General features: G+C 70.8%; 17 protein-coding genes and 1 pseudogene. 10 read left to right on the top strand and 8 right to left on the bottom strand.

The features are described from left to right. Positions 1-110 precede the first annotated feature (110 nt). Positions 111-803, top strand: a complete 693-nt coding sequence (locus K3769_RS19540) for a LamG domain-containing protein (protein WP_267027693.1) — start codon at positions 111-113, stop codon at positions 801-803. Between the two features lie 55 nt (positions 804-858). Here K3769_RS19540 and K3769_RS19535 read toward each other — a convergent pair whose 3' ends face one another. The 7 genes and pseudogenes from K3769_RS19535 to K3769_RS19505 form a co-directional block, all read right to left on the bottom strand. After that, the gene (locus K3769_RS19535) at positions 859-3225 is read right to left on the bottom strand and encodes an AbfB domain-containing protein (RefSeq protein WP_267027692.1); all 2367 of its coding nucleotides are present in this window, start codon (positions 3223-3225) and stop codon (positions 859-861) included. A gap of 266 nt (positions 3226-3491) precedes the next feature. Continuing rightward, positions 3492-4415 carry an alpha/beta hydrolase gene (locus tag K3769_RS19530; RefSeq protein WP_267027691.1) on the bottom strand — a complete coding sequence of 308 codons (924 nt, stop codon included), beginning with the start codon at positions 4413-4415 and terminating at the stop codon, positions 3492-3494. A 142-nt stretch (positions 4416-4557) separates the two neighbouring features. Continuing rightward, positions 4558-5499, bottom strand: coding sequence for a TauD/TfdA dioxygenase family protein (locus K3769_RS19525; RefSeq protein ID WP_267027690.1), 942 nt, complete (start codon positions 5497-5499; stop codon positions 4558-4560). Between the two features lie 444 nt (positions 5500-5943). Further along, a complete protein-coding gene (locus K3769_RS19520; RefSeq protein WP_267027689.1) occupies positions 5944-9069 on the bottom strand; it encodes an AfsR/SARP family transcriptional regulator in 3126 nt (1041 codons plus the stop codon). Between the two features lie 389 nt (positions 9070-9458). Continuing rightward, the gene (glpK, locus tag K3769_RS19515; protein WP_267027688.1) at positions 9459-10976 is read right to left on the bottom strand and encodes a glycerol kinase GlpK; all 1518 of its coding nucleotides are present in this window, start codon (positions 10974-10976) and stop codon (positions 9459-9461) included. Between the two features lie 27 nt (positions 10977-11003). Beyond that, positions 11004-11849, bottom strand: coding sequence for an MIP/aquaporin family protein (locus K3769_RS19510; protein WP_267027687.1), 846 nt, complete (start codon positions 11847-11849; stop codon positions 11004-11006). A gap of 70 nt (positions 11850-11919) precedes the next feature. Next, positions 11920-12218: pseudogene (locus K3769_RS19505) on the bottom strand (helix-turn-helix domain-containing protein); the annotation flags it as partial. A gap of 123 nt (positions 12219-12341) precedes the next feature. On the opposite strand from K3769_RS19505, the gene K3769_RS19500 reads away from it, so the two are divergent. Together K3769_RS19500 and K3769_RS19495 are read left to right on the top strand one after the other, a co-directional pair. Then, positions 12342-13319, top strand: coding sequence for a TIGR01777 family oxidoreductase (locus K3769_RS19500; protein WP_267027686.1), 978 nt, complete (start codon positions 12342-12344; stop codon positions 13317-13319). Between the two features lie 40 nt (positions 13320-13359). Next, complete coding sequence (locus K3769_RS19495; RefSeq protein WP_267027685.1) at positions 13360-13887, top strand: hypothetical protein; 528 nt, start codon at positions 13360-13362, stop codon at positions 13885-13887. Positions 13888-14006: 119 nt separating this feature from the next. On the opposite strand, the gene K3769_RS19490 is transcribed toward K3769_RS19495, so the two are convergent. Further along, entirely contained in the window at positions 14007-15023 is a 1017-nt protein-coding gene (locus K3769_RS19490) for a LacI family DNA-binding transcriptional regulator (protein ID WP_267027684.1), read from the bottom strand. A 281-nt stretch (positions 15024-15304) separates the two neighbouring features. On the opposite strand from K3769_RS19490, the gene K3769_RS19485 reads away from it, so the two are divergent. The 7 genes from K3769_RS19485 to K3769_RS19455 all read left to right on the top strand — a co-directional run bounded on the left by K3769_RS19485 (position 15305) and on the right by K3769_RS19455 (position 22546). After that, complete coding sequence (locus K3769_RS19485) at positions 15305-16618, top strand: ABC transporter substrate-binding protein (protein WP_267027683.1); 1314 nt, start codon at positions 15305-15307, stop codon at positions 16616-16618. A 181-nt stretch (positions 16619-16799) separates the two neighbouring features. After that, complete coding sequence (locus K3769_RS19480) at positions 16800-17795, top strand: carbohydrate ABC transporter permease (RefSeq protein ID WP_267027682.1); 996 nt, start codon at positions 16800-16802, stop codon at positions 17793-17795. 13 nt (positions 17796-17808) lie between these two features. Continuing rightward, positions 17809-18756, top strand: coding sequence for a carbohydrate ABC transporter permease (locus K3769_RS19475; RefSeq protein WP_267027681.1), 948 nt, complete (start codon positions 17809-17811; stop codon positions 18754-18756). A 94-nt stretch (positions 18757-18850) separates the two neighbouring features. Further along, complete coding sequence (locus K3769_RS19470; protein WP_267027680.1) at positions 18851-20305, top strand: GH1 family beta-glucosidase; 1455 nt, start codon at positions 18851-18853, stop codon at positions 20303-20305. A gap of 209 nt (positions 20306-20514) precedes the next feature. Next, positions 20515-20760, top strand: coding sequence for a DUF5133 domain-containing protein (locus K3769_RS19465; RefSeq protein ID WP_267027679.1), 246 nt, complete (start codon positions 20515-20517; stop codon positions 20758-20760). A 750-nt stretch (positions 20761-21510) separates the two neighbouring features. Continuing rightward, entirely contained in the window at positions 21511-21672 is a 162-nt protein-coding gene (locus K3769_RS19460) for a hypothetical protein (protein WP_267027678.1), read from the top strand. A gap of 70 nt (positions 21673-21742) precedes the next feature. Beyond that, complete coding sequence (locus tag K3769_RS19455; RefSeq protein WP_267027677.1) at positions 21743-22546, top strand: DUF4097 family beta strand repeat-containing protein; 804 nt, start codon at positions 21743-21745, stop codon at positions 22544-22546. Positions 22547-22573: the final 27 nt, after the last annotated feature.

Genomic DNA, 22573 nt, shown 5'->3' with positions numbered 1-22573 from the left:
TGTTTGCGCGGCGGTGGGGACCGGTCGGCGCATGGGCGCCGGGCGGCTGGGGAGAAACAGACTGCGTGCGCGCTTTTGTCCCCGTTCCTCCAGCGCCAAGGAGCCGGCCTGTGTCCGACATCGTCTTCACAGCCGATTTCAGTTCGCCAAGGCAGTGGGTGGCCGGCCGCTCCTGGGCCTATCCCGACGGCGGCCCGGTCAACCCGACCGACAACAAGCTGGACTACCTGGTCCCCGATCCGGCGTACTCCCGTGACGGCACGTTCCGTGCCACGCGCCGGAAGGACGGTCTGTGGAGCACGGGCCTGCTCACCACCGAGGGGAGCGAGGACGACTTCCAGGTGCGCGCGGGAGACGTGCTGGAGACACGGGTGCGCCTGCCCGCCGAGGTGGGGGCCTGGCCCGCCATCTGGACCTGGCGGGACGGCGGCCAGGAGATCGACGTGTTCGAGTACCACCCGGACAACCCCGACCTGCTGGAGTTCTCCAACCATGTGCGCGGCGGGCATCTGTATCACCACGACGAAGCCGTGCGCCCCGGCGGCCCTGTCGACCTGCGGGTGGAGTTCGGCGCCCGCTCGGTGGTCTGGTGGCTCAACGGCACGCAGATCTTCGCCGACAGGAGAGGGGTGGGGCGGAGGTGGCACGCCCACCTCATCGTCAACCTCTCGGTGAGCGCCGGGCGTTACCACCCCCGCCCCGCAGCCGGCACCAAGGAGATGTCGTACACCGTGGAGAGCCTGGTCGTGCGCCGTCCGGCCGCGGAACCGCACCGGGCGGCCGAGGCGGAGGAGCGGCCGTGAGTGCGGGGCGCGGCCCGGGACGGCGGCCGAACCGGCCACCGTCCCTCGCGTGCGGTCAGGGGGCCCAGGGTGCTTCGACGGCCCAGGTGGTGTCCTCGGTGAAGGAGGCGGGGTTGTCCCAGGTGTGGGAGCCGCCGGGGGTGGCCAGCCACAACTCGGCGTTGTAGTGCCGCAGATACTGCTCGGGGAAGTTGGACGCGGACAGCCGTACGCCGCCGTTCGCGCCGCGCACGGCACAGAAGGTCGCGTCGGCCTGGAACACCGCTCCGCTGCCCGACTCCTTGTAGACGCGGTAGTCGCGGTGCCGCAGGTACTGACCGGGGTAGTTGCGCGACTCGAAGGAGTAGCAGGCACTGTTCGCGAGGCCCGGCACGATCTTCCAGGTGGCGTCGCTCTTGAGCAGGGCGGCGCTGTTCGCGTCGACCACATCGGTGTAGGCCGCCCCGTCGCGGTGCCGCAGATAGCGGTTCGTGTAGCCGGAGGTGGTCACCCGCAGGGACTTGTACTGGTTGACCGGCAGGACGACGGGGGAGGCCGTGGCCCGGGAGGCGTCGATGAGGGCGCGGTTGGCGGCCTGGACGCGCGCCGCGTCCACCTTGACGATCTGCCGGTCATAGGTCAGGAGGCCGTTCGCCTCGTTCTCCACGTCGGTGATCTCCGTGTAGACGGAAGCCGAGAGCCCGGCGGGCATCCGCACCTCGCGCAACGCGTCGAGGAGCCCCACGAAGCGGTTGTTGAGATGAGCCTGGTCCGCCTGGTCCTCGTAACTGAAGCCACCGCCCGGATACCACTCGTGACCGGCGACCTTGAACCCCAGACCGCCGTACTCACCGAGGACGGCGGCGCGGGTGGCACTGGGCACGGTCGTGCCCGGACCGACGTAGACATGATGGTCCAGGACGTCGCCGTTGCCGCCGTCGACCGCGCCGCAGCAGTTGATGCCGCTCATGTTGTTCACCAGCCGGGACGGGTCGTACGCCTTCACATGGTCGGCGATGCGCGCCTGGTCGTACTGACCCCAGCCCTCGTTCTGGTCGACCCACATCACCAGGGACGGGGAGCTGCGGTGCTGGTCGATGATCCGGTCGTACTCGGCCTCCCACTGGGTGCGGGCCGCGCTGTCGGGGGTGCGGGTGTCCATCGCGGGCATGTCCTGCCAGACCAGCAGCCCCAGTCTGTCCGCCCAGTAGAACCAGCGCTGCGGCTCGACCTTGATGTGCTTGCGCACCATGTTGAAGCCGAGGTCCTTGTGTTTCTGCAGGTCGTACTTGAGGGCGTCGTCGGTCGGCGCGGTGTAGACGCCGTCCGGCCAGTAGCCCTGGTCGAGGGTGCCGGTCTGGAAGACGAACTTGCCGTTGAGGACGGGACGCAGGACACCGTCGACCCGGGCGACCCCCACGGAACGCATCCCGCTGTAGCCGCCCACGGAGTCGACGACGGCCGAACCGGAGAGCAGATCGGCCTTCACGTCGTACAGGAAGGGATCCTCGGGGGTCCACAGACGCGGATTCGGTATCGCCACGCTGATCGTGCTGCCGACCGCCCCCGTCGCGGTGCCCACCGTGGTCGAGCCGGAGGACACGGTCACCCGTGCGCTCTGCCCGGAGACGCCGTCGCCCCTGACGGTGACCTTGAGGGTGTTGTTCGTGAGGTCGGGCACCATGTCGAGGCGCGTGATGTGCGCCGCGGCCGTCGGCTCCAGCCACACCGTCTGCCAGATGCCCGAGGCCGCGGTGTAGAAGATGCCGCCTCCCGGGTGCGGGGTCACGTCGTTGATGCGCTGCTTGCCGACCGCCCCGATGCCCGTCTGGCTGGGGTCCCAGACGGACACCACGATCGTGTTGGTGCCGCTGTTGAGCAGACCCGTGATGTCGTACGAGAAGGAGTCGTAGCCCCCGCTGTGCGTGGCGCCGGCCTGGCCGCCGTTGACCCAGACCGTCGTACGCCAGTCGCTGGCACCGAAGTTGAGCTGGACGCGGCGGCCGTTCCAGCCCGCCGGGACCGTGAAAGTGCGCTTGTACCAGAGCTTGTCGTTCTGGGTGATCCTGCGCTGGATCCCGGACAGCGCCGACTCGGCGACGAACGGCACCCGGATCTGCTCCGAGAACGACGCGGGCTGACCCGCGTCCGCCGAGGTGACCGCGAAGTCCCAGATGCCGTTGAGATTGGCCCAGTCGGGACGGGTGAGCTGCGGGCGCGGATACTCCGGCAGCGGATTGTCGACCGATACCTGGTTGGTCCACGGGGTGGTCATGGGGGAGGGCTTGGGCGTCCACGCGGCCGGTGCTGCCTGCACTGTCCCCGTCGCGGTCAGGGCGGCCGTGCAGACCAGCGCGAGGGTGGCGAGCACGGTGGCGATCCGCCTCGCCCGCCGTCTCAGCAGGACTGCCCAGGGGGTCGGGGCCGGGCTGGTGCTGCGCATCGTGACTCCTTGGGTGTCGGGCGAGCAAGGACGTACACGGACGGAGAGAGGGCTGGCGGCTCGCCGTCCCAGCCTGTACAACGTTGCAAAGAGCGGTAGTTGGCATGACAGCACGACGCCGAAGATCTGTACAGGTGCATGACAAGAACTGGTGAGGGCGGACGCGACGTCGGCACTCAGACCGACCGACCGGCCTCGTCCCCGCGCCCCGCACCGGGCGGCCGGTGAGGATCGGGTACGCGGCGGCGAGCGCTCCAGGGGCGCGGTCAGTTCGAGGAGCGGGTGATCCGGTCGCGCAGCCAGGACTCGACGCCGCTGAGCGCCGTCCTGGCCATCGTCGTGGGGTGGGCCGTGAAGCCGTGGGGTGAGTCGGGGTAGACCCGGAGCTCGACGTCATTGCCGGCCGCCGACAACCGGCCTGCCAGCGCCAGGTTGTCCTCCAGCAGCACGTCCGCGCTTCCGACGACCATCAGCGTGGGGGGAAGCCCGCGAAGAACGCCGTAGAGAGGCGAGATGTCGGGAACGGTGCGGTCTTCCACATGGCCGACGTACGCCTGGATGAAGTATTCGTCCGCGATGCGGCGACCGGCCGGGGTGCGTGCGCTCAAGTCGTAGGTACCGAATTGGAGCGCGGCGCCGGTGAATCGGCCGACGGCACCTCTGTCTCTCAGCCGGAGCAGGGTCGCCAGGGCGAGTGTGGCTCCCGCGGAGCTGCCGCCGATCGCGAGCCGGGATGTTCCGAAGCGGGCGTCCGCTTCTTCGACGAGCCAGAGCGCCGCTGCTTCACAGTCGTCGGGTGCCGCGGGCCAGGGATGCTCAGGGGCCAGCCGGTAGTCGACGCTGACAACGGCGAGGTGCGAAGCGTCCGCGAGCGCGCGGTTGCGTCCGTCTCCTCGCGCTGCGGAGTCCATGTAGAAGCCGCCGCCGTGTATGTCCAGGTAGACGCCCCGCGGCGGCCCGTCCACAGGAGTGAAGATCCGCACAGGGACGGACCCTTCCGCGGTTTCGATCGTCTCCTCGATGGGTGGCGGATCGGCGGCAGGAGGAGCAGATCTCTTCGCTCGGACCTCTTTGAGCTCCTCGGGTGTGCCGGGGCCGCGGCCGGCCGTCCTCGACCTGTAGAAGTCGCGAGCTTCGTCGATCTGCTCCGCGGGCACGTCGGCGAACAATGCGTCCAGCGCGAATCGCACGCGTCCTCCTCGTCACTCGGGTCTCGAACTGCACGCTATCGACGAAGTGCGCGGACCGACGCCACCGGGGCGGCCTCGAAAGCCAGGCCAGGCCAGGCCCGGCCAGGCGTACGACGAGGCCGGGTACGGGCGGTGCTCCGCCTCAGTACGGCCGGTCGCCGGCGATGGCGACGCGTTCCGCGACGCGGCGGTGCGCGCCGTAGTCGTTCACCGCGTAGTGCTGGGTGGCACGGTTGTCCCAGAAGGCGATGTCCCCGGCCTGCCAGCGGAAGCGCACCTGGTACTCCGGAACATGCGCCTGCTGTACGAGGTGGCGCAGCAGCTCGTCGCTCTCCTCGCGGGGCAGACCGGTGATGCGGGTGGTGAAGGAGGTGTTGACGAACAGCAGCTTCCGGCCCGTCTCCGGATGCGTACGGACGACGGGGTGCTCCACCGGTGGGAAGGCGTCCTGGAACGGGGCGAGCCGCTCGGGAGCGTAGAAGCGGGCGAAGCCCGGGATGAAGTCGTGCACGGCCGTGGCACCGTCGATACGGTCCTTCACCTCCTGCGCGAGGTTGTCGTACGCGGCGGCCATGTCCGCCCACATGGTGTCTCCGCCGAAGGGCGGCACCTCGCGCAGCTGGAGCACGGCGCCGAGCGCGGGCCGCTCCCGGAAGGTGACGTCCGCGTGCCACACGTTCTCGAAGGTCGGCGTGGCGCCGGCCCCCTTGTCGAAGCGCACCACGTCGGCGCTGGCGCCCCGGGCGAGCAGGGGATTGGTCTCCAGCTCACCCCAGTTGCGGGCGAAGCCGCTCTGCTGCTCGGACGTGAGGTGCTGGGCACGGAAGAAGAGCACCTTCCACTCCAGCAGGGCCCGGTCGAGCTCCTCGCGCAGGGCGGGGTCCAGGGGGCGGGCGAGGTCGAGGCCTCTGATCTCGGCCCCGATCGTGCTGCCCTGCGGGACGAGCTCGAACCGGCCGTAGGGACGCGCCGGCCATCCCTCGGGCAGCCGTCGCAGTTCACGGGCCCCTTCGTGGATCCCGCCCGGCGGCACGCTTGCCTCACGCAGCGTCGGAACGGCGGTCCGGGGAACGGTCACCGTCATGAAGTACCTCCTCGTTCGCAGGACTTGATGGCCCGAGGCCCGATGCCCGAAGCGCGGTGGCATTCGACAGCAGGCATGGGCCAGGTGTTCGCGGGGTGCCGCGCACGCATGAGTGCGGGGGAGAGGAGGGGACGAATCCGTCGTCGCCCCACCTGGACACGGCGGGACGGGACGGAGGTCCGGATTCTCTCGGCCATCGAGGAGATGACCGGCACGACTTCACTGCGGCACGGCGGGTGTCACACGGGGCGGAGGGGGATCAGAGGCCCGAGCGCTCGCACCCGGTGCGATTCGGGACGCGCAGAAGCCCCGTCATCGCGTCGCAACAGTGCCAGGTCATGCCGATCATTGTGGGAGCCGCTCCGCCCGGTGTCAACGGGCCGCCCGCGTGGGCCGCGGCCGAGGGCGGCCCCCCGGTCCGCGTCCGTCGCCCCCACCGGCGGGTCAGGCGGAGTCGGGGCTGTGCGTGTCCTCCTGTCGCTGTGTCTCCAGGGCGGCCAGGGACTCGCTCACACCCGCGGCGCGCGGCGAACCGATGGCGCTGTACAGCGCGAGCGCGTCCTGCCAGTGTCCTCGGGCGGCCGGCAGGTCGGCGCCGTCCTGGTGGATGCGGGCCAGGCCGATGTGGGCGCGGGCCTGCTCCTCCTTCTCCTCGATCTCCATGGCCAGCGTGAGCGCGGCGCGGTGGGCGGTCGCGGCCTCGTCGGACAGGCCCGAGCCGTGCAGGGCCTCACCGAGACCGTTGAGACTGCCCGCTTCGCCGTACCGCTCCCCGGTCCGCTGGAACAGGGCGAGAGCCTCCCTCTGACGGGTGGCCGCCTCCCCGTGGTGGCCGAGGCGGTTGTGCGCGTCACCGAGATTGCTGAGGGCGTGCGCCTCGCCCCCGCGGTGGCCGAGCCGCCGGAACAGGGCCAGGGCCTCCTCGAAGTGCTCGACCGCCGTCGCGTGCTGGTCGAGCCGCGACAGCACGATGCCGAGATTGCCCAGCGCGCTGGCCTCACCGAAGGCATGTCCGAGGGAACGGAAGAGGGCGAGCGCCTGCCGGTGCTGCTCCGCGGAGGTCTCGTAGTCGTCGAGCAACTCATGGACGATACCGAGGTTGTTGAGCGTGTCGGCCTCGCCGCCGGCGTCCCCGACCTTCCGGAAGAGGACGACGGCCTCCCCGTGCCGCTCGGCGGCCTCGCGGTACTGTCCGCGCAGTTCGTGCAGGACGCCGAGGTTGGTGAGATTGCGGGCCTCGGCCACCGGCAGCCCGATCCGCCGGCACAGGGCGAGCGACTCCGTGTGGTGGCGGACCGCTTCGTCGTACTGCGCCAGCCGTCTGTGGGTGGTGCCGAGACAGGTGCGCACCTCGGCCTCCCCCCGCCGGTCGCCCGCCGCGAGTGCGGCACGCAGGGCGTGGCCGTGGATGACGAGCGCGTCGGTGAAGAGCCCGCGGCTGTCGAAGTGGCGTTGCAGGGTGGTGGACAGGCCGACGGCGTGCTCGGCCCTGCCGCGCCCGGCCTCGGCCGCGGTGACGGCGGTGAGCACGGCGTGCTCGGCCGCCAGCCACTCCTTGGCATGGGTGGCGTCGGGAAACGGCGGCGGTTCGGTCGGTGGCGCCGGGATCCGGGGCCGCAGATGCCGCTCGGCCGGGAACAGCACGTCCATGGCCGCGCAGGACGCCGCGAGATAGTGGGTCAGGAGGCGGTCGAGCGCCGCCTCGCGGTCGGCCGGCCCGTCGCTCCGTTCGGCCTGCCAGGCCGCGTACACCCGCAGCAGGTCGTGCATGCCGTAGCGGCCGGCGCGGGTGGGCTGGATCAGATGGCTGCGGGCCAGCAGGTCCAGGGTCCGCCGGGTGCCGGCCACGGAGCGTCCGCACAGCGCCGCCGCCGCGTACACGTCCACATCGGGACCCGGGTGCAGCCCGAGCAGCCGGAACGCGGCGGCGGCCTCGGCGGGCAGCCGGTCGTAGGACCAGGAGAAGACCGCTCGTACGGCCGCCCGGGGATCGGTGTCCGAGTCCAGCAGCTCCAACCGGCTCCGCCGGTCGTCCAGTTCGGCGGTGAGGGAGCTCAGGGGCGAGGCGGGACGGGAGAGCGCCAGCTCCGCGGCGATGCGCAGGGCCAGGGGCAGCCGTCCGCACTGCTCCGCGAGGACGGCCGCGGCCTGCGGTTCGGCTTCGGCCCGGGGGCCGATGAGCCTGCTCAACAGGCGTACGGCGTCCGCCGGGGGGAGCACGTCGAGTACGAGCCGGTGGGCGCCGTGCAGGGACACCAGGGAGCTGAGTACGTCCCTGCTCGTCACCACGGTTCTGCACCGGGTCGCACCGGGCAGGAGGGGGCGTACCTGCTCGCTGGACGAGGCGTTGTCGAGCACCACGAGCATGCGGCGCCCGCTCAGCTCGGTGCGGTAGCGGGCGGAGCGGTCGTCCACCCGCAGCGGGATCTCGGGGCCCGGGACTCCGAGGGCCACGAGGAATCCGGTGAGGACGTCGGCGGCGGGCACCGGTTCGTCCGTGTCGTAGCCGCGCAGGTCCGCGTAGAGCTGGCCGTCCGGGAACTGCTCGCGCACCCGGTGGGACCAGTGGACGGCGAGAGCGGTCTTGCCGACCCCGGCGGTGCCGGACACGGCGGACACCACGACCGTGTTGGTGGCATCGGGCCCCTCCACGGCGGAGAGCAAGTGCTCGGACAGTTCGTCCAGTTGTCGCTCACGTCCCGTGAACGCCCTTACGTCCAGGGGTAGTTGCGCGGGCCGGGAGGGTGCGGGCCGCGGGCCGCCCTGAGCGGGTCCCGGCTCCGTTCCGGTGGCGGACGCGGGGCGGTCGCGCAGGACCTCCTTGTAGGCGGTGCGCAGCTCCGCCCCGGGCACCGAACCCAGCTTGTCGACCAGCCGGCGGCGGACCTCGGCGTAGTGGTCCAGTGCCTCGGCGGTCCGGCCGGCCTGGGCCAGTGACCTGACGAGCAGGGCGGCGAGGGGTTCTGCCAGCGGGAACTCGTCGGACAGGGCCCGTAGTCGGCCGATCGCCTGCGAGGCGTGTCCTGCCGCCGCCTCGGCCCGGGCCCACTGCAGGGCGGCTTCGAGCCGTTCGTTGAGCCAGGCCGTCCTGGTCCGCTCGGCCCAGGCGCCCGGCAGGTCGGCCAGTGGCGAGCCCCGCCACAGGTCCAGGGCGTCCCGCAGGAGCCGGCCGCACTCGGCGTCTTCGGGACGCAGGCCACGGGCCCGTGCCACCAGCGCCCGGAAACGCAGCAGGTCGATGCTGTCGTCCGCCGCCCGCAGTAGGTAGCCGCCGGACACCCGGGCCAGTTGGAGCGGCGGATGGTCGGCCGTCCCGTCCTCGCCGCGCGCCGCCTCGTCCAGCACCCGCCGGACCCGGCTCACATGGGAGTACAGCGTCGAACGGGCCGCGTCGGGAGGGGTGTCGTCCCATACCCGGTCCACCAGGGCGTCCACGGTCAGCATCCGGCCCGCGTTGGCCGCGAGCGCCGCAAGGACCATGCGCTGCCTGGGCTGCCCCAGCTCGATGTGACGACCGCCCGCCCACAGTTCCAACGAGCCCAGTAATCGAAGATCCACGTCCCCACCCACGATCGGCCGCCCTGCTTTTCACGAACTCCCCCGATCTTGCCCAGGATTCCACACAAGCGGGGCCGGTGCCGCCGTCATGGTGAGGGTTCCGGTACGCGCTGTCACCCGGCCCGGCCCGAGGACGACGGGCTGATCCGGGGGCGCCCATGCCGGATCAGGAGCCCGGCAAGGTTTTCACAAGGTCGTTCCAGCAGTCTTCCAGCAACCGGTTGGCCGGCCCGGCGGACGGACCCCCCCTTCGCGCCGGGCCGGTCAACCGGATGGGCCTCAGGTCCGACACGACGTCGGACCTGTCGCGGTGCTTCGCCCGTCGCCGCTGTCAACGGGGGTCAGCGGCGGCGGAGCGAGGCATCGAAGACAAGCCGGCGCCGCGCTCCACCCGCCGGCCGTCAGGGGACGCGTACCCAGTCGAGGGTGCGTTCCACGGCCCTCTTCCACCCGGCGAAGCCTTCCGCGCGTTGCTCCTCGGACCACTGCGGCTCCCAGCGCTTCGACTCGTTCCAGTGGGTGCGCAGTTCGTCGGTGTCCCGCCAGAATCCGGTGGCCAGTCCCGCGGCGTAGGCGGCGCCGAGCGCGGTCGTCTCGGCGACCACGGGGCGGCTCACGGGGACACCGAGGACGTCGGCCTGGATCTGCATGCAGAGATCGTTGGCGGTGACCCCGCCGTCCACCTTGAGCACGTCGAGGTGGACCCCGGAGTCCTGTTCCATGGCGTCCACCACGTCGCGGCTCTGGTAGCAGATCGCTTCCAGGGTCGCCCGGGCCAGGTGCGCGTTGTCGTTGTACCGGGCGAGTCCGACGATCGCCCCGCGCGCGTCGGAGCGCCAGTAGGGCGCGAACAGGCCGGAGAAGGCCGGGACGAAGTACATGCCGCCGTTGTCCTCGACCGTGCGGGCGAGGACCTCGCTCTCGGCGGCGGTCTTGATGATCTTCATCTGGTCGCGCAGCCACTGCACCGCGGAGCCGGTCACCGCGATGGAGCCTTCGAGCGCGTAGACCACCGGCTCGTCGCCGAACCGGTACGCCACGGTGGTGAGCAGACCGTGCTCGGAGCGGACGAGCTCCGTGCCGGTGTTCAGCACCAGGAAGTTGCCCGTGCCGTAGGTGTTCTTCGCCTCGCCCGGGGCGAAGCAGACCTGGCCGACGGTCGCCGCCTGCTGGTCGCCGAGCACGCCCCCGATGGGAACGGCCGCGCGCAACGGCCGGGAGGCGCGCGTGACGCCGTACGCCTCGGGGTGCGAGGAGGGTTTGATGGCCGGCAGCATGGCGCGCGGGACGCCGAAGAAGCCCAGCAGCTCGTCGTCCCAGTCGAGGGTCTCCAGGTCCATGAGCATGGTGCGGCTGGCGTTGGTCACGTCGGTGGCGTGGATACCGCCGTCGGGCCCGCCGGTGAGGTTCCACAGGACCCACGCGTCCGTGTTGCCGAACAGGGCATGGCCCCGTTCCGCCGCCTCCCGCACACCGTCGACGTTCTCCAGGATCCACTGGATCTTGCCTCCGGAGAAGTACGTGGCCGGCGGCAGCCCGGCCTTGCGCCGGATGACGTCGCCCTGCCCCGAACGTTCCAGGGCCGCCGCGATCTTGTCGGTACGGGTGTCCTGCCACACGATCGCGTTGTAGTACGGGCGGCCGTTGCGCGGGTCCCACACCACCGTGGTCTCGCGCTGGTTGGTGATACCGATCGCGGCCAGGTCGGTCCCCGAGAGGCCGCCGTGGCGAAGGGCGTTCTGGATCACGGAGTTGGTGCGCTCCCAGATCTCCACCGGGTCGTGCTCCACCCAGCCCGAACGCGGCAGGATCTGTTCGTGCTCCAGTTGGTGCTTCGCCACCTCGTTGCCGCCGTGGTCGAAGATCATGAATCGGGTGCTGGTGGTTCCCTGGTCCACCGCGCCGATGAAGTCCGCCATGGGTTTCCGCCTCTCCGGCCGGTCGGGTCAGTCCTTGGATGCCGGGACGCGTCCCGGCGGCTCGGGCTCGGCGGACGGCAGGAAGCGGCTGATGAAGACCTTGTACAGGCCCGCGCCGAGCAGGCCGCCGACCAGTGGGGCGATGATCGGCACCCAGAAGTACAGGTTCCCGTACTGATCTCGCCACGCTCCGCCGTAGCCGGTGAAGAAGCTGGCCAGCCGCGGTCCGAAGTCACGGGCGGGATTGATGGCGTACCCCGCGTTCGTTCCCCAGGCCATGCCGATCGCCACCACGACCAGACCGATGACGAACGGGGCCAGGTTGGCGCCCGGCGGTGTGTTCAGCAGGTCCGTGATGGCCATGATCAGCAGCAGCAGGATGGCCGTGCCGATGACCTGGTCGCGGAAGGCGCCCCACTCGTGCACCGGAAGGGCGGGGTTGCCGTTGCCGGGCAGGGTCGAGAAGACGCCCTGTGTCTTGAGGGTGTGTCCGGGGTCGGCCTTCGCCAGCGCCTCGCTGTAGTTCCAGCGGACGAGGAGCGCGGCCACGAAGGCGCCGGCGGTCTGGGCCAGCGCGTAGGGCGCCACCTTGCGCCACGGGAAGCCCTTGAACGCGGCGAGTGCGACGGTCACCGCGGGATTGAGGTGTGCACCGCTCAGCCTCGCCGCCACGTAGACACCGAGGGTGACGCCGAGGCCCCACGCCCAGGCGATGCTGTCGTGGTCACCCAGGCCGCCCGCCGGATCGGTGAGCGCGCCTCCCGCCGACACCTGCGCCACCACACCGCATCCGAAGAGGATGAGGATCATTGTGCCCGCGAACTCGGCCGACAACTCGCCGACCAGACCGGACCGTGTACGTCGCTCAGCCATGGAAGCTCACCCTCCGCCGGCTCTACCGGCCGTCGACCGCCCCGAGCGATATCCGCCAGGCTAGGACGGTTCACGGGAAAGCGCATATCAGGGCATTCAGGGCTCCATGCCGGTCGGGGTCGGCTTGTGCCCGCCACCGGCCCGGGCGCGTCCCTGTCGCGTTCAGGAAGAACACCGAGAAGTCGGACGCGTCGGGGAAGCCGAGCGCGCGGGCGCAACCGGCAGCGGTGAGCCGCCTGGCTTCCAGGACGATCCGGTCGACGATGTACGCCTTCGCGGCGCGACCGGTGGCCTGGCACACCGCCCGCGAAAGGGCGCGGGGCGCGTAGCCCGGCACCCGGGGTAGGGGGTGGCGTCGTGGTGCTTCCGCACACGGGGCATCTGATCCCGCTGGAGGCCCCGGCCGGGCTGGCCGGGCTCGCGCTCGACCCTCTGTTGAACATGTTCAAAAATGCGGGATACCCTGGCGTCGGACGAAGCCGAGGGGGTTCGATGAAGGTAGTGCTGCCCGGGGGAACCGGACAGGTGGGCGCGATGCTCGACCGTGCGCTGTCAGCGGCCGGTCACGAGGTCACGGTGGTGACCCGGAACCCGTCGAGGGCGCACGACGTCGGCTGGGACGGGACCACGCTCGGACCCTGGGCCGAGGCGGTCGACGGCAGTGACGTCGTCGTCAACCTGGCCGGGCGCAGCGTCTCCTGCCGGTACACCGAGGAGAACCTGCGCGCCATGATGGACTCCCGGGTGGACTCGGCGCGCGTGGTCGGCGAGGCGATCGCCGCCGCCGCGCGGCCACCGCGCGTCTGGCTGCAGATGAGTACGGCGACGGTCTACGCCCACAGTGTCGGCGCGGCACACGACGAGGCGACCGGGGTGATCGGCGGCTCGGAGACCCGGGTGCCGGAGTACTGGGCGTACAGCGTCGAGATCGCGAAGAACTGGGAGCGGGCGCAGACCGAAGCACCGACCCCCGCGACCCGCAAGGTGGCCCTGCGCTCGGCGATGGTCATGAGCCCGGACCGGGGCGGCGTGTTCCACGTACTGTCGCGGCTCGCCCGCCTCGGCCTCGGCGGGCCCGTGGCGGGCGGCGCGCAGTACGTCTCCTGGATCCACGACGAGGACTTCGTGCGCGCGGTGGAGTTCCTGATCGACCGGGACGACATCGAGGGGCCGGTGAACCTCGCCTCGCCCGAGCCCCTTCCGCACCGCGACTTCATGCGGGCGCTGCGCACCGCGTGGGGTGTCCCGGTGGGGCTGCCGGCGACGCGCCTGATGGCCGAGCTGGGGGCGTTCGCGTTGCGCTCGGACACGGAACTGCTGCTCAAGAGCCGCCGGGTGGTGCCGGGCCGGCTGAGCGCGGCAGGCTTCGCCTTCGCACATCCCGAGTGGGGGCGGGCCGCCGTGGCTCTCGCCGAGCGGGCCGGACGCAGGCGTTCGGGCCGGGACACCGGACTGTTCTCGAAGCGGTAGCGGTCTTCCCCGGGCCCCGCCGGTCGTGCACGATCCACGCATGACTCAGCAGCGAATCGACAAGGTCCCGCCGGCCGACGCGTCCGACACCTACCTTGAGGCACTGCGTGAGCGGCTGGCGGCCGACGGATGCGCGGTGACCGCGACCGACTGGGGAGATCACCGGGTGCTGCTCGGCAGCAGGTCGGACCGTAAGGCCCGGTGGTTCGGCACCAAGGTGGAACTGTTCGTCCTCGCCGCCGCTGTACCCACCGTCGACGCCCCCGCGATCGCCGAGTTCACCGGGTGGGCCCTGACCTACGTGAAGAGCCTCCGCAGCGGTCTGCCCGGCGCGCGGAACGCGGCGATGGTCCTGCCCGCGCTGGTCAGCACCGGCGTTCAGCCGTCCGCGGCGCGCTGGGCCGCGGAGGATGCGCGGATCCTGGGTACGTCACTGATCGCGCGACCTCTCACCGTGTTCACGTCGGCGCCCGGGTCCGCCCAGGTCACCATGTACGCGGGCGGGACCGTCTGGGGCGGGATGTTCACGCGTCACGTCCTGGAGAAGGCGGCGCTGTACTACCGCTGACACCCCGGGCGAACCGCGGACAGCCCGTACGAACCCCTGACACCCCGGGCGAACCGCGGACAGCCCGTACGAACCCCTGACACCCCGGGCGACCCGTGGACTCACGACGAACCGCGGACTCACGACGATTCGCGCACGACGAGTTCCGTGGGAAGCACCACGTGCCGACGCGGCTCCTCGGGGTTGCCGATCTCCTCCAGGAGGAGGCGGGCGATCGTCTCCCCGATCTCCTCGATGGGCTGACGCACGCTGGTGAGGGGCGGGTTGGTGTGCCGGGCGATGATGGAGTCGTCGAACCCGACCACCGCCACGTCCTCGGGCACCCTGCGCCGTTGCCTGCGCAACTCCACGAGCGCGCCCGCCGCCATGACGTCCGAGGCGACGAACACGCCGTCGAGCGAGGGGACTTGTTCAAGCAGTGAACGCATGGCGGCCTCGCCGCCCTCCTCGGTGAAGTCACCTGAGGCCACCAGCCGCTCCGAGGCATCGTGCCCCGACTTCTCCAGGGCCTCACGCCATCCCTGGAGCCTGCTGCGCGCCACATCCATGTCGAGGGGGCCGCTGATCGTGGCGATGGTCCGCCGCCCCCGCGCGAGCAGGTGGCCGACGGCCGTCGCGGCCCCGCCGGCGTTGTCGGAGTGCACATGCGCGAGCGACTCGGCGGGGGAGCGGCGCCCGGCGAGCACCGTGGGCAGCCCCATGTCCTCCAGCAGGCCCGGCAGCGGGTCGTGCTCGTGCACCGAGACCAGGAGCACCCCGTCGACCCGGCGTTCCGCCACCGACTCCGTGAGCTGGTCCCGTTCCGCCTGGTCGCGTACGAGGACGAGCTGGAGCTGGGTGCGGGTCCTGGCGAGAGCGGTGCTGACCCCGCGGATGACCGCCGAGAAGTACGGCTCGGAGCCCAGCCTGCTCTCGGACTCGGGAATCACCAGGGCCACGGAGTTCGTCCGGCTGGTCACCAGACCCCTCGCGACGGAGTTCGGGACGTAGTTCAGCTCGGCGATGGCGGCGAGCACGGCGGCCCTGGCCTTCTCGCTGACGAGCTCCGAGCCGTTGATGACTCGTGAAACCGTGGTGCGTCCGACACCGGCGCGCGCGGCCACGGTCTTGATGGTCGGACGCTGTCTGCCCCGCATGTCGCCTCCTTGCCGCACGCCGTCCGAACGGCTGTCACCTGCGCATTGTGCCAGACCCGTGGAGAGCGTCCGAAGGGTCGGGATTCGGCTGCGCGACATCTTCCGGCAACGAAGTGGTTTCAACTTCTTGACAGGAGGCCATGGCGGCGGCCACGCTCTGGGCCACCGAGTGGGCACGTTCCCATCGTCGTCTGGGAACGTACCCACTGGACAAATCGGGCCTGCGGAGCGGACCGCGGGGCTCGAACTCCGGTGCGTCAGCGCCGCCGCTAGGAGGACAAATGGGCAAGGCCCGAAAGAAGTTGCGTACACGAGCCGTGGCCGCCGTATCGGTCGTGTCGGCTCTCGGCCTGGTCGTGGGCTGCGGAGGCAGTGACAGCGGGGGGACGGGTGGCGGCAAGAAGGACGGCAAGACCACCATCACCATGGGGCTCTTCGGCGTCATGGGCTTCAAGGAGACCGGGCTGCTCGACAAGTACATGAAGGAGCACCCGGATGTCGTCATCAAGGCGGACGTCGCGGGCGACGAGCAGACGTACTACACCGCCCTGCAGACCCACCTGGCCGCCGGCAGCGGCCTGAAGGACATTCAGGGCATAGAGATCGGTCGGGCCAAGGAGCTGTCCGACACGCAGAAGGACAAGTTCGTCGACCTGGCCGGCGCGGCCGGGACGGACCACTTCCTTCCGTGGAAGCAGAGCCAGGTCACCACCGACGACAAGAAGGTCATCGGCCTCGGCACCGACATCGGCCCGATGGCGGTCTGTTACCGCAAGGACCTGTTCGAGCAGGCCGGTCTCCCCACCGACCGCGAAGAGGTCGCCAAGCTGTGGGAGGGCGACTGGTCGAAGTACGTCGAGGCGGGCAAGAAGTTCAAGAAGAACTCCAAGGACGACAAGGTCGCCTTCATGGACAGCTCCAGCGGGCTGTTCAACGCCATGATCTACGGCAACTCCCAGCAGTTCTACGACAAGCAGGGCAAGCTCATCTATGAGACGAACCCCGTCGTCAAGGACGCGTGGAAGCTGGCCTCCGAGGCGGCCACGTCCGATCTGACCGCCAAGCTCCGCCAGTTCCAGCCGGGCTGGGACCCGGGTCTGGCCAACAGCACCTTCGCCTCCACCGTCTGCCCGGCGTGGATGCTCGCCCACATCAGCGAGAAGGCCGGACCGAAGAACAAGGGCAAGTGGGACGTGGCCAAGGCACCCAAGGGCGCCAACTGGGGCGGATCCTTCCTCGGGGTGATGGACAAGAGCCCGGTCAAGAAGGAGGCGCAGGACCTCGTGGCCTGGCTGACCGCTCCCGAGCAGCAGGCCTACCTGTTCGAGAAGATCGGTAACTTCCCGTCGTCGCAGAAGGCGCTGGAGATGCCCGAAGTGGTCGACGCCAAGTCGGACTACTTCTCCGGTGCGCCCATCGGCCAGATCTTCGGCGCAGCCGCCAAGGAGATCCCCGACGAGCAGGTGCTCGGCCGCAAGGACGGCACGATCAAGGACATCTTCTCGCAGGGTCTGACCCTGATCGAGGCGCAGAACAAGAGCCCGAACGAGGCGTGGAAGACCACGGACAAGCGCATCGAGAAGGCCGCCGGCTGACCCTGGGCTCCGATCGCCCGTGGTCCGCTCGGGCCGCGGGCCGGCAGTTCACGACGCACCGTCCGTCGCCGCTTCCGCAGCAGCCGCCCGGCGTCCCCCGCACGACCCGTGCGGGGCCGCCGGGCCCCTGCCCGCCCCCTCGTCACTCCCAGCTCCCACCCTCCAGGAAGGACGCCTTCCGGTGGCCATCTCCACCTCGACACCCCCAGACGGTGCGCCCGGCACCGCCGCGCCGGACGGGACCGGCTCCGGCGCCGAGCGTCAGCGCCGCAGCACGCTGCTGCACCGCCTCGACGTGCGCGGCGCCCCGTACGCCTTCGTCGCCCCGTTCTTCGTCGTCTTCGCGGCCTTCAGCTTCTACCCCCTCATCTACACGTCGTGGATCTCGCTGCACCGCGTCGAACTGTCGACCCTGAACGTCATGGAGTGGGTCGGCTTCGACAACTACACGGCGCTGTGGGAGGACGACCGCTTCTGGAACGCGCTGCTCAACACGTTCACCATCGGTGTCCTGTCGACCGTGCCGCAGCTGCTGATGGCGCTCGGCCTCGCGCATCTGCTCAACTACCAGCTGCGCGGCTCGACCTTCTTCCGCGTCGCCGCCCTCACCCCGTACGCCACCTCGGTGGGCGCCGCGGCCCTCGTGTTCACGATGCTCTTCGAACGCGACTTCGGCATGATCAACTGGATGCTGGGCCTGGTCGGCATCGACAACATCGACTTCGAGAACAACAAGTGGGCCGCGCAGACGGCCATCTCCACGATCGTCATCTGGCGCTGGACCGGCTACAACGCCCTGCTGTACCTGGCGGCGATGCAGGCGATCCCGCGCGACCGCTACGAGGCCGCGGCCATCGACGGCGCCTCGCGCTGGCAGCAGTTCCTCAAGGTCACGGTTCCCGGTATCCGTTCCACCATCGTCTTCACCATCGTGCTGTCCACGATCGGTGCCACCCAGCTCTTCGGAGAGCCCCTGATCTTCGGCCAGGGCCCGAACGGCATCACCGGGGGAGCGGACAACCAGTACCAGACGCTGGGACTGCTCCTGTACGAGGAGGGCTGGAAGAACTACCAGATGGGCCGGGCCGCCACGGTCGCCTGGGCGATGTTCCTGCTGCTCATCGTCCTCTTCGTCGTCCAACGAGTCGTCAAGCGCGTCCTGGCGCGCAGGGCCTGACCGGGAGAACCCCATGACCACAGACAGCATCCCGGTCGAGACGGCGGACGCACGCCCCGGGACCGTACAGAAGAAGACACGGAAGACCACCAGCCCGCCCGGTGGCCGGAGCCGGCAGCTGTTCCGGCATCCCGGTGCCGGGCGCCAGCACCACGCGGGCCCCGTCGCCTACATCCTGCTGGGGATCGCGGCGCTCTTCTCCCTCTTCCCGCTCTACTGGACGATGGTGGCGGCCTCGACCGACAACACGCGCGTCACCCAGACGCCGCCGCCGTTCCTGCCCGGACCCCATCTGCTGGACAACCTCGGCAAGGCCTGGCAGGACGCCGCGCTGGGCAAGGCCATGCTCAACAGCCTGATCGTGGCAGGGGTGATCGCGCTGTCCACGGTGCTGTTCGCCACCCTCGCCGGTTTCGCCTTCGCCAAACTCCGCTTCAAGGGCCGCAACATCCTGCTGATGCTCGTGATCGGCACAATGATGGTGCCGCCCCAACTGGGCGTCGTACCGCTGTTCATGATGATGACCGAGCTGGGCTGGGGGCAGCAGCTGCCCGCCGTCATCTTCCCCACGCTCGTCAGCGCCGTCGGGGTGTTCTTCATGCGGCAGTACCTCAGCGAGGCACTGCCCGACGAGCTCGTCGAGGCCGGACGGGTGGACGGTGCGCACTCCCTGCGCATCTTCTGGAGCATCGTGCTGCCGATCGCCCGGGCCCCCATGGCCGTCCTGTTCATGATCACGTTCGTGCACGCCTGGAACGACTTCTTCTGGCCGTTCATCGTGCTCGACATGTCCAATCCGACCGTGCCCGTCGCGCTCACCCAGCTGAGCGCGGGATACGTGCGCGACCAGTCGCTGATCATGGCGGGCGCTCTCCTCGGCACGCTCCCCCTGCTGGCCATGTTCATCGTCTTCGGCCGTCAGATCGTCGGCGGCATCATGCAGGGAGCGGTCAAGGGATGACCGGCCCGCCGCCGGCCGGGTGCCGCGGCCCGCCGCCGTCCCGTCCCGCTCCACCTGGCCTCTCCCGTCCCGCAGCACATCTGGAAGGACTCACGTGACCACCGTTACCCGACGTGTCGCGCCCACCCCGGACGACTCCACCGCCCTCCGGTTCCCGCAGAACTTCACCTGGGGCACGGCGACCGCCGCCTACCAGATCGAGGGCGCCGCCACCGCGGACGGACGCACCCCCTCGATCTGGGACACCTACTCGCACACGCCCGGCAGGGTGCGCAACGGCGACACCGGCGACGTGGCCACCGACCACTACCACCGCTGGCGCGAGGACGTCGAGATCATGGCCGACCTCGGGGTGAGCGCCTACCGCTTCTCCCTGTCGTGGTCGCGGGTGCAGCCGACCGGCCGCGGTCCGGCCGTCCAGAAGGGGCTCGACTTCTACCGCGCCCTCACCGACGCCCTGCTGGAGAAGGGCATCGAACCCGTCGTCACCCTCTACCACTGGGACCTGCCGCAGGACCTGGAGGACGCGGGCGGCTGGCCGGAGCGCGTCACCGCCGACCGGTTCGCCGACTACGCGACCCTCGCGGCCCGAGCGCTGGGGGACCGGGTGAAAACCTGGACCACGCTCAACGAGCCCTGGTGCAGCGCCTTCCTCGGGTACGGCTCCGGTGTCCACGCACCCGGCCGCACCGACCCGGTGGCCGCCCTGCGCGCGGCGCACCACCTCAACCTCGCCCACGGCAAGGCGGTGCAGGCACTGCGCGCCGAACTGCCGTCCTACGCGCGGGCCTCCGTCACGCTCAACATCCACCACGTCCGCGCGCTGACCGAGGCCGCCGAGGACGTGGACGCGGCCCGCCGCATCGACGCGCTGGCCAACCGCGTCTTCACCGGCCCCCAGCTGCGCGGCCAGTACCCGCAGGACCTCCTCCAGGACACGGCCGGCCTCACCGACTGGTCCTTCGTGCAGGACGGCGACCTCGCCGACATCCACCAGCCGCTGGACTTCCTGGGCGTCAACTACTACACGCCCACCGTCGTCTCCGCCGCCACCGACGGGGCCAGCCACGGCTCCGACGGGCACGGCGCGAGCGAGCACAGCCCGTGGCCGGGCGCGGACGTCGCCTTCCACCGGCCCGAGGGCAGCACCACCGCGATGGGCTGGGCGGTCGACCCCAGCGGCCTCTACGACCTGCTGCTGCGGCTCAAGGCGGACTTCCCCGCCATGCCCCTGATGATCACCGAGAACGGGGCGGCGTTCGACGACTACGTGAACCCGGAGGGCGAGGTGGTCGACCCCGAGCGCATCGCCTACCTCCGCGGCCATCTGTCCGCGGTGCACCGGGCGATCAGGGACGGCGTCGACGTACGGGGCTACTTCCTGTGGTCCCTGCTGGACAACTTCGAGTGGGGCTACGGCTACAGCAAGCGCTTCGGCGCCGTCTATGTCGACTATCCGACCGGCAGGCGCATCCCCAAGGCCAGCGCGCGCTGGTACGCGGGCGTGGCCCGCTCGGGCACCCTGCCGGGGGAGGGAAGCGGGAGCTGAACCGGGCCTCCTCCACACCTTCGCCGAGGCCGTGAAACAAATGAGGGGCATGTGCAGGTATGGACTCGCGGGGACGGGGCACCCGGTGGTGTACCCGACACCGTGATCCGGTGTCGCCCAGTGTCAACGACGCCACTGAGGAAGTCCTGATTCTCGCGGTGGCGGCTGCCCACGCGCGAGCTGTGCTGTGTGTGGGAGAGGAAATCACCATGATGGTGCCGGCGGAGAAGGAATTGCGTGCGGTCCTGGCCCAGTTCGCCGAGGTGCGGATCGAGCACGACGTGCGCCCGACCGGCCGCACCAGCCGTGCTCTGGAGGACGTCACCTACACCCTGTGCGTCATGACCGCCTCGCGCACCGCCGAAGAGGCACTGCGGACGGCCGACCTGCTGATCGAGCAGTACCGCACCGCGCGCGAGGGCGTGGCGCGGGAGGACGAGGCACTGGCCGCATAGGCGGCACGGTCCGGTGACGGCTGCCTCGCCGACGCGGGGGCACGGTCGGCTCCCCATTTCCGCAGGTGCCCCCGCGCCGGTCTGTCCTCCCCCTTGGTGGGAGCGAGCGGGAGCCGCTCCCAGGACGGAGGGGAGGACGCAATGCCGGGGCCCCGGTGTCCGCTGCGAGGATCACAGGGCTCCGGCCGTCTCGCGGCCGTCACCACTTCCGGTGCGCGGCCCGGGGTCCGGGAGCCGGGCGGCACGGTGACCCCGCGGGTTGTCGGCGCGGGCACCTGCCACTGCCCACACTGTGGACGGGCGCCGGTCTCCGGCGCTGCGGCGCACACCGGGCGGACCGGGGGCAGGGACGGCGCATCGACGCACACACCGGATACGGCACATCTCCTGCCCCAGGGGCACGGACAGTTCCCGGGCCGGTGTCCAGTCAGGTGTTCGGTGTTCGAGCAGCACGCGGCGGGTCGGCCGCGCGAGTTCCCGGGTGGCCGGTGACAGTACGGCCCCCTGACGACGGACCACGGCGATGGTGTCGTACAGCGGCTCGGCGAAACCGACGGTGTGCAGGTTTCCCGGGAACGTGCGGCTGCCCGCGACGGCCCGGGACACGATGGTGTCCCCGGCGCCCCGGCGCCCCGTAGACGAGGTGCAGCGCGGAGTCGACCTGCTCGACCTCCACCACCGGGGACAGCGTGTGCCCTCCACCTGGGCGCGCTCGGCCGGCTGGCGGCGCGTGGGATCCCGCCGGCCGTAGTGCGCGGGCAGCCCGTCCGGCCGCTGGGACTGCGCCGGGCGCGCGCGGCCACCGCGCTCATGCCGGCACCCCCCGGGGCACGGGTACTGGCCGCGTCCGAGCCGGTGACGACCCATGTGCCCATCGACGCCACGGTCTGGTTCACCACCGAGGAGGCCTGACACGCGGGGCGGCGGTTCTCACGACGCGCAGGGAGTCATGGATGCGCGGGCAGGGGGAAACCGACCGGGCATGGACGCAACGACAACGACGCGCGTACGGTGCCTGGTCGCCCTGACGGCGATCGTCCCCCTCGTGGCGGCATGCGGCGGTGGCCACGACGGAAGCGACGATGACGGCGCGTGGGGAGCCGCGGCGCAGCCGTCCGTGGCCCGGGGCGCCGACCTCGTGATCAGCACCGACAACGGGGTGCGGCTGCGCCCCGCCGACGGCGACCGGGTGGGCGTACGGGGCCATGTCCGGCACGAGTGGTCCCACCGGGACGACACCTGGGTGCTCGACCTGTCGTGCCCCGAGCAGGACACCGACGACCGGGAGTCGGGCCAGGAGCCAGGCCGGGCATCCGGCCGGGAGTGTGCCCGGATGCCCGAGGTCGAGGTCCCGGAGGGCGCGTCCGTCACCGTCTCCGCCCGCAACGCCGGCATCGACGTGGCCGGTGTCGTGGCCGCACTGGACCTCACGACCGTCAACGGCGATGTCACCGTGACCAGGTCCGGTCGGAAGGACGCCCCCGTCCGGCTGGAGACCCGCAACGGATCCGTCCGCGCGGGCACCCTGCGCGCCGACGACGTGCACGCCGAGACGGTGAACGGCGATGTGACGCTCGGCTGCGCCACCTCACCTCAGGGGGTCGGCGCCCGCACCACCAACGGCTCGGTCCGGGTCACGCTGCCGCACGACGCGCCCGCCTACCGCATCGCGGCGACCACCGACAACGGCCGCCCCTCGGTCACCGTCCCCACCGCCGACGGGGACGACGACCGCGACATGACGCTCACCACGGTCAACGGTGACGTCACGGCCGGCGTGGAATAGGCCCGTACCGGGTCCGTCGGCGGTTCA

Source organism: Streptomyces ortus (genome assembly GCF_026341275.1).
Classification (GTDB): domain Bacteria; phylum Actinomycetota; class Actinomycetes; order Streptomycetales; family Streptomycetaceae; genus Streptomyces; species Streptomyces ortus.
This window is presented reverse-complemented; position numbering and strand designations above follow the sequence as displayed.

Coding starts and splice junctions, on each gene's coding strand:
- K3769_RS19535 (WP_267027692.1), bottom strand. CDS start 3,225: ATGCGCAGCACCAGCCCGGCCCCGACCCCCTGGGCAGTCCTGCTGAGA.
- K3769_RS19525 (WP_267027690.1), bottom strand. CDS start 5,499: ATGACGGTGACCGTTCCCCGGACCGCCGTTCCGACGCTGCGTGAGGCA.
- glpK (WP_267027688.1), bottom strand. CDS start 10,976: ATGGCGGACTTCATCGGCGCGGTGGACCAGGGAACCACCAGCACCCGA.
- K3769_RS19510 (WP_267027687.1), bottom strand. CDS start 11,849: ATGGCTGAGCGACGTACACGGTCCGGTCTGGTCGGCGAGTTGTCGGCC.
- K3769_RS19500 (WP_267027686.1), top strand. CDS start 12,342: ATGAAGGTAGTGCTGCCCGGGGGAACCGGACAGGTGGGCGCGATGCTC.
- K3769_RS19495 (WP_267027685.1), top strand. CDS start 13,360: ATGACTCAGCAGCGAATCGACAAGGTCCCGCCGGCCGACGCGTCCGAC.
- K3769_RS19490 (WP_267027684.1), bottom strand. CDS start 15,023: ATGCGGGGCAGACAGCGTCCGACCATCAAGACCGTGGCCGCGCGCGCC.
- K3769_RS19485 (WP_267027683.1), top strand. CDS start 15,305: ATGGGCAAGGCCCGAAAGAAGTTGCGTACACGAGCCGTGGCCGCCGTA.
- K3769_RS19475 (WP_267027681.1), top strand. CDS start 17,809: ATGACCACAGACAGCATCCCGGTCGAGACGGCGGACGCACGCCCCGGG.
- K3769_RS19465 (WP_267027679.1), top strand. CDS start 20,515: ATGATGGTGCCGGCGGAGAAGGAATTGCGTGCGGTCCTGGCCCAGTTC.
- K3769_RS19455 (WP_267027677.1), top strand. CDS start 21,743: ATGGACGCAACGACAACGACGCGCGTACGGTGCCTGGTCGCCCTGACG.